The 14,978-nt window shown below is 67.1% G+C and carries 16 protein-coding genes; 8 read left to right on the top strand and 8 right to left on the bottom strand.

The features are described 5' to 3' along the window. Positions 1 to 29: 29 nt before the first annotated feature. Positions 30 to 1,283 carry an anion transporter gene (locus ACN5W5_RS05575; protein ID WP_420047571.1) on the bottom strand — a complete coding sequence of 418 codons (1,254 nt, stop codon included), beginning with the start codon at positions 1,281 to 1,283 and terminating at the stop codon, positions 30 to 32. Positions 1,284 to 1,343: 60 nt separating this feature from the next. After that, positions 1,344 to 2,069 carry a DUF3047 domain-containing protein gene (locus ACN5W5_RS05580; protein ID WP_420047572.1) on the bottom strand — a complete coding sequence of 242 codons (726 nt, stop codon included), beginning with the start codon at positions 2,067 to 2,069 and terminating at the stop codon, positions 1,344 to 1,346. A gap of 284 nt (positions 2,070 to 2,353) precedes the next feature. On the opposite strand from ACN5W5_RS05580, the gene ACN5W5_RS05585 reads away from it, so the two are divergent. After that, on the top strand, positions 2,354 to 2,770 hold the full coding sequence (locus ACN5W5_RS05585) for a PKD domain-containing protein (RefSeq protein WP_420047573.1): 417 nt from the start codon (positions 2,354 to 2,356) through the stop codon (positions 2,768 to 2,770). A gap of 74 nt (positions 2,771 to 2,844) precedes the next feature. Here ACN5W5_RS05585 and ACN5W5_RS05590 read toward each other — a convergent pair whose 3' ends face one another. Both ACN5W5_RS05590 and ACN5W5_RS05595 read right to left on the bottom strand, forming a co-directional pair. After that, complete coding sequence (locus tag ACN5W5_RS05590; RefSeq protein WP_177137501.1) at positions 2,845 to 3,834, bottom strand: MBL fold metallo-hydrolase; 990 nt, start codon at positions 3,832 to 3,834, stop codon at positions 2,845 to 2,847. A 111-nt stretch (positions 3,835 to 3,945) separates the two neighbouring features. Then, the gene (locus tag ACN5W5_RS05595) at positions 3,946 to 4,545 is read right to left on the bottom strand and encodes a TetR/AcrR family transcriptional regulator (protein ID WP_420047574.1); all 600 of its coding nucleotides are present in this window, start codon (positions 4,543 to 4,545) and stop codon (positions 3,946 to 3,948) included. Between the two features lie 155 nt (positions 4,546 to 4,700). Between ACN5W5_RS05595 and ACN5W5_RS05600 the strand changes: the two genes are divergently transcribed. Continuing rightward, positions 4,701 to 5,075, top strand: a complete 375-nt coding sequence (locus tag ACN5W5_RS05600) for a TfoX/Sxy family protein (protein ID WP_420047575.1) — start codon at positions 4,701 to 4,703, stop codon at positions 5,073 to 5,075. A 34-nt stretch (positions 5,076 to 5,109) separates the two neighbouring features. Here ACN5W5_RS05600 and ACN5W5_RS05605 read toward each other — a convergent pair whose 3' ends face one another. Then, positions 5,110 to 5,589: a DUF2917 domain-containing protein gene (locus tag ACN5W5_RS05605; protein WP_420047576.1), complete on the bottom strand. Its 480-nt coding sequence runs from the start codon at positions 5,587 to 5,589 to the stop codon at positions 5,110 to 5,112. Between the two features lie 115 nt (positions 5,590 to 5,704). On the opposite strand from ACN5W5_RS05605, the gene ACN5W5_RS05610 reads away from it, so the two are divergent. Together ACN5W5_RS05610 and ACN5W5_RS05615 are read left to right on the top strand one after the other, a co-directional pair. Next, positions 5,705 to 6,748 (top strand): LysR substrate-binding domain-containing protein, encoded by a 1,044-nt coding sequence (locus ACN5W5_RS05610; protein ID WP_420047577.1) that lies wholly within the window; start codon positions 5,705 to 5,707, stop codon positions 6,746 to 6,748. A gap of 165 nt (positions 6,749 to 6,913) precedes the next feature. Then, positions 6,914 to 7,831 (top strand): DMT family transporter, encoded by a 918-nt coding sequence (locus ACN5W5_RS05615; RefSeq protein WP_420047578.1) that lies wholly within the window; start codon positions 6,914 to 6,916, stop codon positions 7,829 to 7,831. Positions 7,832 to 8,034: 203 nt separating this feature from the next. Here the strand turns inward: ACN5W5_RS05615 and ACN5W5_RS05620 are convergent, their stop codons facing one another. Then, positions 8,035 to 8,673, bottom strand: a complete 639-nt coding sequence (locus ACN5W5_RS05620; RefSeq protein ID WP_420047579.1) for a 5-formyltetrahydrofolate cyclo-ligase — start codon at positions 8,671 to 8,673, stop codon at positions 8,035 to 8,037. A 24-nt stretch (positions 8,674 to 8,697) separates the two neighbouring features. Here ACN5W5_RS05620 and ACN5W5_RS05625 point away from each other — a divergent pair, with 24 nt between their 5' ends. Together ACN5W5_RS05625 and ACN5W5_RS05630 are read left to right on the top strand one after the other, a co-directional pair. Then, a complete protein-coding gene (locus ACN5W5_RS05625; RefSeq protein ID WP_420047580.1) occupies positions 8,698 to 10,671 on the top strand; it encodes a transglycosylase SLT domain-containing protein in 1,974 nt (657 codons plus the stop codon). Positions 10,672 to 10,691: 20 nt separating this feature from the next. Continuing rightward, entirely contained in the window at positions 10,692 to 11,636 is a 945-nt protein-coding gene (locus tag ACN5W5_RS05630) for a complex I NDUFA9 subunit family protein (RefSeq protein WP_420047581.1), read from the top strand. A gap of 81 nt (positions 11,637 to 11,717) precedes the next feature. Here the strand turns inward: ACN5W5_RS05630 and ACN5W5_RS05635 are convergent, their stop codons facing one another. Both ACN5W5_RS05635 and ACN5W5_RS05640 read right to left on the bottom strand, forming a co-directional pair. Then, positions 11,718 to 12,971 (bottom strand): OmpP1/FadL family transporter, encoded by a 1,254-nt coding sequence (locus ACN5W5_RS05635; protein WP_420047582.1) that lies wholly within the window; start codon positions 12,969 to 12,971, stop codon positions 11,718 to 11,720. 49 nt (positions 12,972 to 13,020) lie between these two features. Beyond that, a complete protein-coding gene (locus ACN5W5_RS05640) occupies positions 13,021 to 13,599 on the bottom strand; it encodes a DUF302 domain-containing protein (RefSeq protein WP_420047583.1) in 579 nt (192 codons plus the stop codon). Positions 13,600 to 13,817: 218 nt separating this feature from the next. Here ACN5W5_RS05640 and ACN5W5_RS05645 point away from each other — a divergent pair, with 218 nt between their 5' ends. Both ACN5W5_RS05645 and ACN5W5_RS05650 read left to right on the top strand, forming a co-directional pair. After that, positions 13,818 to 14,144 (top strand): metal-sensitive transcriptional regulator, encoded by a 327-nt coding sequence (locus ACN5W5_RS05645; RefSeq protein ID WP_420047584.1) that lies wholly within the window; start codon positions 13,818 to 13,820, stop codon positions 14,142 to 14,144. Between the two features lie 117 nt (positions 14,145 to 14,261). Next, positions 14,262 to 14,969 carry a glutathione S-transferase family protein gene (locus ACN5W5_RS05650; protein ID WP_420047585.1) on the top strand — a complete coding sequence of 236 codons (708 nt, stop codon included), beginning with the start codon at positions 14,262 to 14,264 and terminating at the stop codon, positions 14,967 to 14,969. Positions 14,970 to 14,978: the final 9 nt, after the last annotated feature.

Here is a 14,978-nt window from a genome sequence, read left to right on the forward strand (position 1 = left end):
CGCCGGGAAATGCACCCAGGTGCAGTGCTTCAGCCAACCCAGCGCATCCAGCCCCACACCACGGCCAGCGTGGCCAGCGTCACCGGGATGCCGGTGACCGCATGCTGCTTCCAGTCGAGGGTGATGCCCTCCCTGGCGGCCAGGTCGGCCACGATCAGGTTGGCGATCGAGCCGACCAGCAGCAGGTTGCCCGCGAAGGTGCTCACCAGCGCGAGCATCAGGCCCGCTTCGCTGGCGTGGGCGCCCAGGTGCGGCAGCAGCAGCATCACGGCCGGCACGTTGGACACCAGGTTGGACAGCGCCGCTCCCAGCACCAGCAAGACGCCGGGCTCGGTGAGGTGCACGCCCTGCGTCGCCAGCCAGGCCACGGCCTCGGCCGCGAGGCCCGTGGTCTCGAAGGCGTGGTTGACCACGAACAGGCCGATGAACAGCAGCAGCAACTGCCAGTCCACGAAGCCCATGACATCGGCCGAGTGCAACCGCTGGCTGAGCAGCAGCACGCCCGCCCCCACCAGCGCGGCCACATCACGCGGCCAGTCGGTGAACAGGAACACCCCCACCAGCGCCAGTGCGACGGTCAGCCCCTTGGCGGTCTGCCAGCGGTCAAACGGTGGCTCGTCGTCCGTGGTCACGCGCACCCCCACGGGCCTGCGCAACTCGCTGGCACCGGCCCGAGCGCCCGGCCCAAAAGCGAGCCACAACCACAACAGCACCAGGCCGATGCCCACCGGCGCCAGCGCCTGGCGCAGGTAGTCGCCAAAGTGCAGCTGCAGCACCGAGCCGATCAGCATGTTCTGCGGGTTGCCGATCAGCGTGGCGGCCGATCCGATGTTGGCCGCGCAGGCCAGACCGATCAGGAACGGCAGCGGATTCAGCCCACGCTGCAGGCACAGGCGCGCCACCACCGGCGTCATGGCCAGACACACCACGTCGTTGGAGAAGATGGCCGACAAACCACCCGCCACCCCGATCAGCGCCGCCAGCAGGCCCGCACGCGACAGCGGCAGCGCGCCCACGCGGCGCGTGACCTCGGTGTAGAAACCGCCCAGCCGCATCTGCGCCGACACCACCATGAAGGCGAACAGCAGCACGATGGTGGGCAGGTCCACCGCGCGCGCGGCGTCTTCCACCGGCAGACCGGTGAGCGCGATCACCGCGATGGCACCCAGCAGGGCCACGCCCGATCGGTCCAGTTTCAGGCGCGGCAAGCCGCCGAGGAACATGCCCAGGTAGACCGTGGCGAAGACCGCGACGATGCCCCAGTCGGTGGCGTTGTGATTCATGAAAACAGAAGGAGATTCAGAGAAGCGCGCATCCGTGCGAGGCCGGCCATGGCCAGACGCTCAGGGCACCGCTGGCAGCAGCCGCAGCGCGCCGAACCAGGCCTGGGCCTGGCTGCGGGTGTTGTCGGTGTCGGTCATCAGCGCCACCGACAGCAGCGGCCCGGGCTCCTCGCCAAACACACGGACAAAATCGGCCCGCACATCGCGTTCGTGATCGCGCCACTGTCCCAGGTACTGTGTGCCGGAATCCAGCACCAGCTTGCGCACACGATCGGTTCGGGAATTGTTCAGCACCGTGCCCGGGACATGGGCATCGCTCCAGACATAGACGAGCGTGGCGTAGGGCAGGTCCTCGCCGGTCAGCAGACGGCTCATCTCCGACAAGCGGTGCACGCGCGGAGAAAGGCGGCTGCGGTCGCCATCGAAGCTGAGCAGCACCCGAACCACGGCGTCGTCCCGCCGCCCCTGCACCACATCCACGGTCGGCGGCAAGGCATCGGCCGTCCAGGCGAACGAGATGCGCCCCACCGAGGGCAGGGCCGGTTCCATGCGCTGGCGCAGGATGCTCACGGAGCTGCTCGCCTGCACACGCAGCGCATCCCGGCCCGCGTGGTGCACCGGCTCAAACGGCGAGAACGTTTTGCCCGGCACGGGGAACACCGTCCAACCGGTCTGGGTCGAAGGGGTTTTCAGCAAGCGCTGGGCCGCCCGCTGCAGGTCGGCACTTTCCGCGGGCGGGGTGGACAGCGCGGGCGGATCGAATGTCTCCGCCGGCGGGGCGTGCACCGGCCCCTTCGAGGCACAGCCCGACAGCAACCCCGCCAGCGTCAGACACACCGCGGCAACGCAGGTGGCAGAGCGGGCACCAACAGACTGGAACGAAGGCAGCGCCAGCGACATCGTGAGAGCGGGAGGAGTGAAGCTGCCGCATGGTAGCAGCGCGCCAGGGCGGACGCCGCCACCCGGCAGCGCACAGGCCAGGCGATCCACACCCTTGACAACCGGGGCGCATCGGGCACCCAATAGCAGACAGGCCCGCTGAAAGCACGCATCCATTTCCAGCTCCGCCCATGAAACACCCTCGCACCTTCAAACTGTTCCTGGCAGGCCTGCTGGCCCTGGCGCTGGCCGGGTGTCTGCCCATTCCGGTGATCGACATCGATCCGACCACGCCGGAAGCGGGCGAGAGCTTCACCGTGGACGGCTCGGGCACGGTGGTGTCCAACGTGCCCGAGGGCACCGTCGTGGCGTCCTACGCCTGGGACTTCGGCGATGGCGAAAAGGGCCAGGGCGCGCAGGTGGATCACGTCTACGACGAGCCGGGTGAATACACGATCACCCTGACCGTGACCGACAGCGCCGGCCGTGTGGCCGAAGCGGAGCAACCGGTGACGGTGAAGCCGGCGAGCGCGACAGACACAGGCTCCGATACCACCGAAACAACCTCCGCCACCGGGACGGCTGCCACGACAACCACGACCCAATAGCAGCGGCGTTGTCCGGCCACCCCATAAAGAAACCCGCCGAAGCGGGTTTCTTTATGTCTTCGAGCGTGCCGCGCTCAGCCCTGCAAGGACTTCCACATTTCCATGTCGCGCTCGGCGGTCCAGATGCGCGGGTTCTTGATGCCGCTGGCTTCGTCGTAAGCGCGGCTGACATCAAACGGCAGGCAGTGTTCGTAGATGAACACCTGGCCGAACACCGGGTCCATGCTCTTGCGGGTGTGGGCCATGGCGGCTTTGAGGTCCATGCCGGCGGCGGCGGCTTCCTTGCCGGCCTGGAACAGGGTGGTGACCCAGCGCTTCGTGTAGTCCAGCGCCTTGTTCACGTCGGCGTTGCCCTTCATGGCTTCGCCGCGGCCGGGCACGATGTATTCGGCCTGGAGCGCGCGCAGGGCTTCGAGCGTGGCGGGCCACTCTTCGAGCTGGGCGTCGCCGGTGTAGACACCGGCTTGGTATTCGACCAGGTCACCGCTGAACAGCACCTTCTCTTCTTCCACCCAGGCGATGGTGTCGCCGCGGGTGTGGCCGTAGCCGGGGCTCCAGATCTGCACCACGACACCACCGAGGTTGATCGACAGCTTGCCCGGCTTCTCGCCTTTGGTGGGGTCACCGCCGCCGATCACCATGCTCGGCCAGGTCAGGCCGGGCACCGAATCGGCACCGCGGAACAGGCGCGGAAAGCGCTCCATCTCGCTCTGCATGTCCTGCGCGCCGCGCTCGCGGATCAGCTCCAGCGTGCCCTGGCTGGCGATGATTTCGGTCGCGCCTTCGGCAAAGTAGGCGCTGGCGCCCAGCACGCGCACCGCGTGGTAATGGGTGAGCAGCACGTATTTGATCGGCTTGTCGGACACGGTGCGGATCTGCTTGATCAGGTCGCGCGCCATGGCCGGCGTGGCGGTCGCGTCGCTGACCATGATGAAGTCGTCGCCGATGATGACGCCCGAGTTCGGGTCGCCCTCGGCGGTGTAGGCCCAGCAGTGCGGGCTGAGCTGCTCAAAGGTGATCTTTTTGTCTTCCAGGTCGGCCTGGGAGGCGAAGGCTTTGCTCATGGGGAGTCTCCTGTGGGGGTATCGGCTGCGCAGATCGGCAAACAGACGAATTTTAACTAAACGAAATCAATTACGAATAAGTAAACCAATATCCCTGTGAAACACTGGGACTCATCCGGCCAGACCCTTCTCCAGAACGGCCACCACCTCGTCGGCAAAGGCGGCGTAACTCATGGCCCCGCCCGGGCGCAGCCAGGTGAAAGTCCAGTTGATCATGCCGAACAGCATCATGGTCAGCGCGGTCTGGTTCGCGGGCGTCACGCGCTCGGGGTAGGCGCGCTTGAGAAAGCGGGTGAAGGCGGCCACGACATCGCGCTGGCGGTTGAGGATGAGTTCGCGCTGGGTCTCGCCGAGGAACTTGGTGTCGGACACCAGCGCCACGTGGCGCGTGGCCGAGCTTTCGTATTCCGAGAGAAAGGCGCGCACCAGTTCGCTCAGGGCGTCCCGCTCGCTCAGGTTCTTGCGCTGTGCGCGGGCTTCACCTTCACCGATCAGCGCCAGCAGCCGCTGCGTGTAGCGGTCGAGCAGATCGAACAGGATCGCCTCCTTGCTCTCGTAGTAGTGGTAGAGCCGCGCCTTGCTGGTGCCGCAGGCGGTGGCGATGTCGTTCATGCTCGCAGCGGGAAAACTCTGCTGGGCGAAGCACTGCGCCGCCACGTCGAGGATTTCTTCGCGTTTGAGGTCGTGGGAGGCGGATTTGGGTCGGGCCATGCTGGATTCTCCCACCCCCGCGCCGCCTTCGGCGCCCCCCCCCTCAAAGGGGGCAACGCCTGCGGCCTGGCAAAGCCAGTTCCGTGGCATTCTGGGATCAAGGCACTTCGCGCCGACGGCTTGTGGCGCTGCGCGCAGCTCACTACGATGGCGGAATGGTCACCAAACCCATCACCGATCCCTTCGTGCTGCACGCCTGCGAGCTGCTGTCCTGCCTGGGCCCGTGCAAGGCCACGCGCATGTTCGGGGGTTATGGGCTGTCGGTCGATGGCATGAACGTGGCGATCATTGCCTGGGACACCCTGTTCCTCAAGACCAATGCCGAAAGCGAACCCCAGTGGCTGGCGGCGGGCGGACGACCCTTTCAGTACGAGGCGAAAGGCAAGACCATGCGCCTGCACTACCACACGCCCCCCGAGGACGCACTGGAATCGCCCGCACTGATGGCGCCCTGGGCCCGGCTGGCGCTGGGTGCTGCGGTGGCGGCGCGCAAGCCGGCACCGCAGCGCAAAAAGTCCTCAGCACGCTAGTGGCCTGGTTGAACTGGCGCTGGCCACGCCCGGCTCACCAGTGCCCGGCCTCGTACGGGCCCAGTACCCGTCCCCGTCCGGTCGTCAGGTACTCGCTGTAGCCGAGCAGGCCCCGCAGCACGCGCGCCGTCGCCATTCCGGCCTGCCCCAGTGCCGTACCCAGCTCGCGCGTGGGCGACACCACCTCGCGGGCGAAGCGGCTGGGGGCCGCCGACGCCGCGGCGTCGGACCAGTCGAAATGCACCGGCCCGGTGTCGCCGGGGGTCGCAACCGGCTCCATGACCAAACGTGCACCGGCCGGCACGGCCAGCACGTCGCCGGGACCGAGGAAACGGTCGCCCAGCTCGTTCGGGGCGCCCTGGTAGGGGCCACCCAGGGTCACCCAGACCTGACCGCAGAAGATGCGCAACACGGCGGTTTTCTTCGGGCGCAGGCTCATGGCGTGGCCGGGGTGCAACCGCCAGCTGCCGATGGCGGCGCAGCGGGCGGAAAGAGAAGCAGCGGGGTGTGACATACGGTTCTCCAGTGGCATCAACACGGGTGCCATCTTCCCGCCGCGGCGTCCAGCCGTCCAATGAAATGGGGGTAAGCTATTGATTCGATTACCGCATCAATCCAGAGGACCGGTCATGTCGCTTCCCGCCAGCCATCCCCGCACCCGCCCGATCTCGGCCGGCCACCTGCGCGCCTTTGACGCCGTGGCGCGGCACCTGAACTTCCGCGCCGCCGCCGAGGAACTCTCCCTCACGCAGAGCGCCGTCAGCCGGCAGATCCAGGCGCTGGAAGACGAGGTCGGCACCGCGCTCTTCCTGCGCCACACGCGTGCGGTGGAACTCACCAGCGCGGGCTCGCAACTGTTGCGTGCAGCGGGCATGGCGCTGGAGCGCATTGATGCGGCGGTGAGGCAGATCCGCCAGAGCGCCGGACGCAAGAGCGTGGCCATCACCACCTGGGCTTCGTTCGCTTCGATGTGGCTGATCCCGCGGCTCGAGGCCTTCCAGCGCGAGCACCCGGACATCGACATCCGCATCGACGCGTCCGACGTGGCGGTGGACCTCAGCACCGCCGATGTGGACCTGGCGTTGCGCTATGCGGTGCCGCAGGCCATGCCGGCTGGAGCGATCCGCCTGTTTGGCGAGCAGCTCACGCCCGTGGCCAGCCCCTGGCTGCTGAAGGAACACCGCATCAAACGACTGGAGGATCTGGCCCAGGTCACGCTGATCGAAGCCGGGGACGCGCACCGCACGCGCCATCTGGAATGGCTGACCTGGCAGCGCTGGCTGGACACCTTTGCCGGCGCCACAGCGCCCACCGTGGCGGGCAAGGGCAAGCCAAGTGGCCCGCCCCGCGCGGTCAAGAGCAAGCTCACGCCGCAGCGCTGGCTCTACTTCAACTACGCGCACCAGATCGTGCAGGCCGCGCTCACCGGTCAGGGCGTGGCGCTGGCGCGGCTGCCGCTGGTGGCCGAGAGCCTGGCCAGCGGCGACCTGGTGGAGCCGCTGCCGCAGATGCGCATGGACTCACCCCTGGTCTACTGGCTGGTGGTGGCGCCACGCAGCGTGGTGCGCCCGGAGGTGAAGGCCTTCTGCGACTGGCTGCAGGCGCAGGCTGCAGAGACGCGCCAGGCCATCGGCGACGTGCCGGACCCCGATACCGTGGACCATATAGATTGATCCTCCCTGCGCCGCTGCGCGGCTTCCCCCCGGGGGACCACGCCCTTGGACCGGCGGAGCCGGATCTTCGGCGTGTGCTGGTAGCGGCCCCCTCGCCTGCACCGTTTGTGGTGCCATGAGGCCCTCTCTCTTTCAGGCAGACTTCGTGCCTTTTTCTTCATCTTCATGAGCACGCCCTCCCAACACGCCGCCGGCAACCTGCGCAGCATCGTCAACATGCTGCTGGCGGTGATGTTTTTTGCGCTCATGGACGCGGTGCTCAAGACGCTCTCGGGCCACTACCCGCCGCTGCAGATCGCCTGCCTGCGCGGGGCGACCGCGCTGCCGCTGGTGATGGCCTGGATCCAGTGGCGCCGCGGCTGGCACACGCTGCGTCAATTGCGCTGGTCGCTGCACATCCTGCGCGGCTGCCTCGGCATCACCATGCTGGCGCTGTTCACCCGCGGCGTGCGCGAACTGCCGCTGTCGGCCACCTACACGCTGTTCTTCATCGCGCCGATGCTGATCACCGCGCTGTCGGTGCCGGTGCTGAAGGAGCGCGTGCCCAGGGCGCACTGGTGGGCGATCGCCGCCGGCTTCGGCGGCGTGCTGGTCGCCCTGCGGCCCAGCGGTGAAGACCTGCAGGCGGGTTTTGTGACCGTGGGGGGCCTGGCCGTGCTCGCCGCCGCGCTGTGTTACGCCGTGGCGGCGGTGGCGGGCCGGCTGGTGAGCCGCACCGACAGCAGCGAAAGCATGATCCTCACCATGATGGTGTTCATGACCGTGGGCGGTGGCCTGCTCGCAGCGCCGCACTGGGTGCCGGTGTCGATCGAACACGCCGGCCTGCTGCTGGCGCTGGCGGTCACCGGCTTCCTGGGCCAGTTGACCATCAACGAGGCCTTCCGCCACGGCCAGGCTTCGGCCGTGGCACCGTTCGAATACACCGCCCTGGCCTGGGGCGTGGGGCTGGACTGGCTGGTGTGGCAGACGCTGCCGGCCTCGCACACCTGGCTGGGCGCGGCCATCATCGTGGGTAGCGGCCTGTATCTGGTGCGGCGAGAAAAGCGCATCAGCGAAGTGCACGCCAACGCCGAGCACCCGTAGAGCCCATCGATCGTAGGGTCTGAACCAGCACGCCAGAGGGTGCACCCTCAGCCGACGAGGCGCCGGAGCTGCGATACAGGGAAAGGTCCAGCAAGGACAGCGCCGAAGCGAAGTGCCTTACCCAGAACGCGGCGGAACCGGCTTTGCCGGGCCGCATCGCGTGGCCCCCTTGAGGGGGTCGCGCGCAGCGCGGCGGGTGTGTTTCATCTCTCAGGCCACATCACGCCGGTATCGGACAAGATGGCGTCCAGCGGCACGTCGTGGATCTCCGGCATCAGGTCGGGCACGTAGGCGAAGTCGTAACCCAGACCGACGGTGAAGGGTTTGGGCTGCAGGCTGGCGAGCGTGCGGTCGTAGAAACCACCACCGTAGCCGAGCCGGTAACCGCCCGGTCCGTAACCCACACAGGGCACGAAGATCAGCGTGGGGACCACGATCTCGGTGTCTTTCGGCTTCGGAATGCCGTAGGCGTCTTCTTCCATCGGGCAGCCCGGGTACCAGGTGTAGAAGGTGAGCGTCTTGTCCACCTTGTTCACCACCGGCAGGCCGATGCGGCGGTGTTTCTGGGCGCCCTGCGCGTCTTCCTCCAGACCCGCTTCCTGCCAGCGGAACAGCGCGGGCAGCGGATCGAACTCCCCCTTGATCGGCCAGTAGGCGCCGATGATGGCGTCGGGCCGCTCGATCAACCAGACGCGCATGACCCGCTGCAGCAGGTCGTTGCGCCAGGCGCGATCGGCCAGATTCTGCCGTTTGTCGATCAGGCGTTTTCGCCAGGCGGCTTTGCTGCCCTCCACAGGCTGGACAAGGTTTTCTGAGGCACTCGGAAGTTCTTTGTTGTCCATAATCGACGCATGAAACTGGGAAGCATGAAACAGGGTCTTGTGATCATTATGGCCGCGCTGCTGCTGCAGGGTGCGGCCTGGGCACAAGGCAGCGCCGATGCGACCCTGCTGGCCATGCGCGACGCCTTCCGGCGCAACAACACCAGCGAGCTCGACGCGCTGCTGCCGGCGGTCCGTGGCCATGCGCTGGAACCGCTGGCCCGCTACTGGACCATCAAGTCCCGCCTGGAGACCAGCGCCCCGCAAGACATCCGCAACGCCCTGGCGCAGATGGCCGGCACCTACTGGGAAGACCGCCTGCGCAACGACTGGCTGCTGCATCTCGGCAAAACCCGCGACTGGGCGAACTTCGAAGCCGAGCTGCCGCACTACCGCATGAACGACGACCCGCAGGTCCAGTGTTATGCGCTCATGCTCGATGCCGCGGCCCGGCGCCGACCCGCCGATGAGGCGGCGCGCCAGACCGCACAGCGCTGGCATGCCCAGCCCGACGCCGACGACGGCTGTGCCATTGCGGCCCAGGCCTTTCTGAACAGCGGTCACCTCGCACCCGAAGTGGCCTGGCAGCGTGCCCGCCTGGCGCTCGACGCCAACAAGCCGCGCGCGGCGGTCCAGGCGGTCGCCCTGCTCGATCCGGAGTGGGTGCCCATCCTGGAGTCCATCATCCGGGACCCGGCCGCCTACCTCGACGACAAATTCACCGCCATCCGGCCGCGCACCAAGGAACTGGTGACCCTCGCCGCGATCCGGCTGGCGGCCAGCGACCCCGCCGCGGCCGCGGAGGCGATGCACCTCAAACGCTGGGTGGCCCAGCTCAACCAGGAGGAGCGAAGCTGGGCCTGGGGTGTGATCGGCCGGCGAGCGGCCCGAAAGCTGCAGCCCGAAGCGCTGGCGTATTTTGTGAACGGGCAAGACCAGCACATGCACGACGAGCACCTGGCCTGGAAAGCGCGAGCGGGCCTGCGCGCGGGCGCCTGGGGCCATGTGCGCGACGCCATCGCGGCCATGAGCGAGCCCCGGCGCCAGCAACCGGTCTGGGTGTACTGGCGGGCCCGGGCGATCCTGGCGCTGCGCGAGCCCGACGCCATCGCCGCCACGGCGCAGGCCCGTGAACTGCTGGGCAGCATCGCTTCGACGCAAGGCTTTCACGAACAGCTGGCGCTCGAAGCGCTGGGCCGCTCCGTGGTGGTGCCCCCGCCCCCGGCGCCCGTGACCGATCTGGAAATGGCCGCAGCGATGCAAAACCCCGGCCTGCAGCGTGCGCTCACCGCCATGCGGCTGGGCCTGCGCAGCGAAGGCGTGCGCGAGTGGAACTACAGCGTGGGCCTGCACACGCCGGGCGGCATGGGCGAACGCGAGTTGCTGGCCGCGGCCCGCCTCGCCTGCCAGAACGGCGTCTGGGACCGCTGCATCAACACCAGCCTGCGCACCGCCCTGGCCGAAGACCATGCCCAGCGCTTTCCCATGCCGTTCCAGCGCGAGGTGGTGCAGCGGGCCACCAGCATCGGACTGGACCCGGCCTACGTCTACGGCCTGATCCGGCAGGAGAGCCGCTTCGTGACCGACGCGCGTTCCGGTGTCGGTGCCTCGGGTCTGATGCAGGTGATGCCCGCCACGGCGCGCTGGACCGCCCGCAAGATCGGCCTGACCGATTTCCGACCGCACCACATCACCGACCGCGACACCAACATCGCCATCGGAACGGCCTACCTGAAGTTTGCGCTCGATGACTTTGAAGGCTCGCTGCCCCTGGCCGCCGCGGCCTACAACGCCGGGCCCGGCCGCTCGCGCACCTGGCGCGAAGGTCCGGTGCTCGACGGCGACATCTGGACCGAGAACATCCCGTTCGACGAGACGCGCGACTACGTGCAGAAGGTGCTCGCCAACACCACGAACTACGCCGCGATCCTCACCGGTCAACCCCAATCGCTGCGCTCGCGCCTGGGGACCGTCGGTCCGCGCGCGACCGCCGCCCCTGTCAACACCGACCTGCCCTGAACCGACCGAGATCCCATCCTTTGAATAACGCCCTCATCCTTGGAGGCACCGGCTTTGTCGGTCGTCACGTCTGCGAAAAACTGCAGCGCGAGGGCTGGCACATCACGGTGCCCACGCGGCGTGCGATCAACGCCAGCGCCGTCCAGCACCTGCCGGGCCTGACCGTGATCGAAGCGGATGTACACGACGAGGCGGCACTGACACGCCTGCTGCCCGGCCACGACGTGGTGATCAACCTCGTGGCCATCCTGCATGGGAGCGAAGCCGCCTTCGAACGCACCCACGTCGAGCTGCCCGCCAAGCTCGCCCGGGCCTGCGTTGCCCGCGGCGTGCGCCGCGTGGTGCATGTGAGCGCCCTGGGCGTGAGCGCGGAAAGCCCTTCGCGTTACCAGCGCAGCAAAGCCCGCGGCGAAGCCTTGCTGCGCGCCGCCGAGCTCGACCTGAGCGTCCTGCGCCCGAGCGTGATCTTCGGTTCGGGCGACCGCTTCCTCAACCTGTTTGCGCAGTTGCAGGCGGTGTTTCCCGTGATTCCGCTGGCGGGTGCCAAAGCCCGCTTCCAGCCCGTGTGGGTGGAAGACGTGGCCAGCGCCGTGGTCGCCTGCGCAAAAGACAGCGGCCTGCCCCGCAGCAGCGTGGGCCAGATCTACGAGTGCGCCGGGCCCGACGTGCTCACGCTGGCCGATCTGGTCCACCTGGCGGGCCGTTTCGGCAGCCGCCAGCGCCCCATCCTCCCGCTGCCCATGGCGATCGGCCGGCTGCAGGCGCTGATGATGGAACTGGCCCCGGGCGAACCGCTGATGAGCCGCGACAACCTGGACGCCATGTCGGTCGACAACGTGGCCAGCGGCCAGTTCCCCGGCCTGGTGGACTTGGGCATCCGGCCCGCCGCCGTGGCGGCGGTGGCGCCCACCTACCTGGGCGGTCACAACAGCCGCAGCCGGCTGCTGGCCCTGCGCCGCCGCTGAAGCAGCCCGGTTTTCCTGCCAAAAAAAACCGCAGGGGTCTTGCAACCCCTGCGGTCGATCGACGGGCCTCTCAAACTCGGATCAAAACTTGGTGCCCCACTGGATGGCGATGGCGTTCTGGCGCATGCTGACGGTTTCCGTGCCCGCCAGCAGCGAAGGACCGCTGACGCTCACGCGCGGCGCGTGCATGAACGACCAGGTGAGTTCCGAGGTGGGCGAGAGCGCGTAGGTGGCGCCCAGCGTGTAGTGCGACTTCATCACCCCCGGCGCCAGGATGTTGGGCGTGATGTTGGCCGAGGTGACCGGGTTTTCGCTGTGGGTGTAGCCCGCGCGCAGCACCACCTTGGGGTTCATCTGCCATTGCACGCCGAGCTTGAACACGTCGATGTTCTTCCAGCCGAAACCGCCGCCCGGATTACCGCCCAGGGGACCTGCGGTCGCGGCATTGCCGATGGCCGGCACGTCGCCGTAGCCGATGGTCTGGTAATCGGCGGCGAACAGCAGGTCGGGCGTGGCCTGCACGGCAATCCCCAGGCTGGCGTTTTCCGGGATGTCGAATTCGCCGCTGTTGGCAAACAGGCCCGCGTATTCCTTGAAGCGGCTCATGTTGGTCTTGGGTGAATACGAAGCGCCGATGCTCACCCGGTCCGACAGCTTGCCCATGTAACCCAGGCGCACGCCCAGGCCGCTGCTGTTCGAGTAGCCGCTGCCGCTGAGCCTGGCCGGGTCGACCGACATCTGCGAGAAGCCCTGCAGGCCATAGGCCTTGAACATCTGGAACACCAGCAAAGGCGAGACGCCCACGCTGTGGTTGGCGTTGATCTTGTAGGCCACGGTAGGCGCCACGACCAGCTGGATCAGGTCCACGCCGAGCTGGCCGGAACCGCACAAGGCGTTGGCCGGGCCCTGACCGCAGTTGAGCTGGCCACCGGGGTAGGTGGTGTTCATGCCGCCGTTGCCATACACCGTGACGCCGGCCGAGAACTCGTTGGACAGGGTCTTGTTGTAGCCAAACTCGGGAATCAGGAATTCGCGCTTGCTGCTGCGCACCGAGGTGTCGAGCATGCCGCCAGTGCCGGTGCGCGACATCTCGCGATCGGGCATGAACAGGTCAACACCCAACTCCATTCGGTTGCCGGCGAACGCCGCCGCCGCCGGGTTGTTGGCGCCGGCAAAGGTGTCCTGCGCCACAGCGGTGGCGGCGCCACCCATGCCTTTGGCCTTGATGCCATAGCCGTGCGAAAAGTAGCCCTCGGTGGCGTACGCGGCGGGCAACAGCGCGCCACTCAGGGCGACCAGGGCGGCGCTGCGCAAGGCGGTCTTCTTGAACTTCATCGTGGTGTCTCCTCGGGTGGCTTTGATGTTTTTGTGAAGCGGCGGCGCGTCAGAACTCGCCTTTGGAGGCGCGCTGCATCATTTCCCAGATGGTGTCGCGCACGGCCTTGGCTTCTTCCTTCAGTGGCGAGGGCAGCTTGCGGCCCATCTTGACCATCATGTCCATGTTCAGGGTGTAGAGCCAGAGGCTGCCGTCGTCGTGTTCGACCACGCTGACGCGGCAAGGCAGGTAGGCCGACATGTGCGGGCTGAAGTCCACCATCTTGCGGGCGGTGGCCGGGCTGCAGTACGAATACACCGTCAGCAGCTTCTCCTTCTTGCCGGAACGGGCTTCCAGCTCCTTGGACAACGGCAGCACGCCCACATCGCGCATGTTGCGTTCCACGGCCACGATCTTCAGGATTTCCTCGACGTCTTTTGCGCTCACGCCGGCCTTGACCTTCGCTTCCCAGGTCGTGGCCACGGCAATGTCGCCGTCGCCTTCGACCCAGCGGTCCCACATGCGCGAAGCCTCGGAGCCGGCGCCGTCTTCGAGTTTCCCCAGAGTGGAGATGGTGCCGCAGCCGGTGGTTGCGAGCAGGGTGACGCCCATGGCCAAGGCGATGGAAATGCGCTTCCAGATTTGCATGTGAGGATCCTCTTGTGTTGAAGGGTGTAGGACAGGTGCTTGACATTCATCAACACACCACGGAACGAAAGTTAGCTGGCCGGGCCCATTTCGTCATCGGTGACTACCCTAGGGGGTAGGGTAATAATGCAGATAACCAAGGCATCAGGAATGATCGGCGGTCCCGGTGTGTGTTTTTTTGGCAAACTCTCACCAACGCCACACTCCGAGGAAACACCATGGCAACTGCCAAATCGAAGCCCGCAACCAGCAGCACCCCCGCGACCTCGTCCGCCTCGGTCTACCGGTCTGAGCACCAGCGTGACGTGATCAACCGCCTCAAACGCATCGAGGGCCAGGTGCGCGGTCTGATCGACATGGTGGAGAAAGGCCGCCCTTGTGAAGACGTGGCACAGCAGATGTCCGCTGCGCGCAAGGCCATGGACAAAGCCTTCTACCGCATGATGGCCTGCTCGGTCATGGAGGCGGTGTCCGTCTCCGACTCCGAGGACGCCACCATGCGCGAGGTCGAGCGCTCGACCCGCATCCTGGAAAAGTACGCCTGATTTCCACCCGGAATCCACCGATCTCTCCAGGGCCGTCCGAATCAATCGGACGGCCTTTTTTCATCAATGTGCCTCGCGGGCCGGCTTTACCATGGCTGCCCATTGACGGAGAACTTCATGGCACTGCAGCTGTACATCGGCAACAAGAACTACTCGTCCTGGTCCATGCGCCCCTGGGTGCTGATGACGCAGGCGGGCATCCCGTTCGAGGAGATCATGGTCCGGTTCGACTCGTTCGAGTCCGACTCGGCCTTCAAAAAATCCCTGCGCGGCCTCAACCCCGTGGGCAAGGTGCCCGTGCTGGTGGACGAGGGCTTCGCGGTCTGGGACACGCTGGCGATCGCCGAATACCTGGCCGAGCGCTTCCCCGACAAACCACTCTGGCCCGCCAATCCGAAGGAACGTGCCCGCGCGCGCAGCGTCTGCGCCGAGATGCACAGCGGCTTTGGCGCACTGCGCAGCCATTGCCCCATGAACATCGAGGCCTCGCTGCCCGACACCGGCCGCCTGATCTGGCGCGACCAGGCGGCGGTGCGCGCCGACATGGCACGGCTGTGCGGCCTGTGGAGCGAGCTGCTGGCGGCCCAGCCCGAAAAAATGCCCGATGGCAGCGCGCCCCTGCTGTTCGGCCATTTCAGCATCGCCGACGCCTACTTCGCCCCGGTGTGCATGCGCATCAGGACCTATGGCCTGCCCCTGCCCGCCGACCTGCAGGCCTACGTGGAACGTGTGGCCGCCCTGCCCGGTGTGAAGGCCTGGATCGACGGTGCGCTGGCGGAACACGACTTCCTCGATTTCGAAGAACCCTACCGCCTGGGGCGCTGAGCGCTTCCC

The sequence above is a fragment of the Hydrogenophaga sp. ZJX-1 genome (assembly GCF_048590325.1).
Lineage (GTDB): Bacteria > Pseudomonadota > Gammaproteobacteria > Burkholderiales > Burkholderiaceae_C > Hydrogenophaga.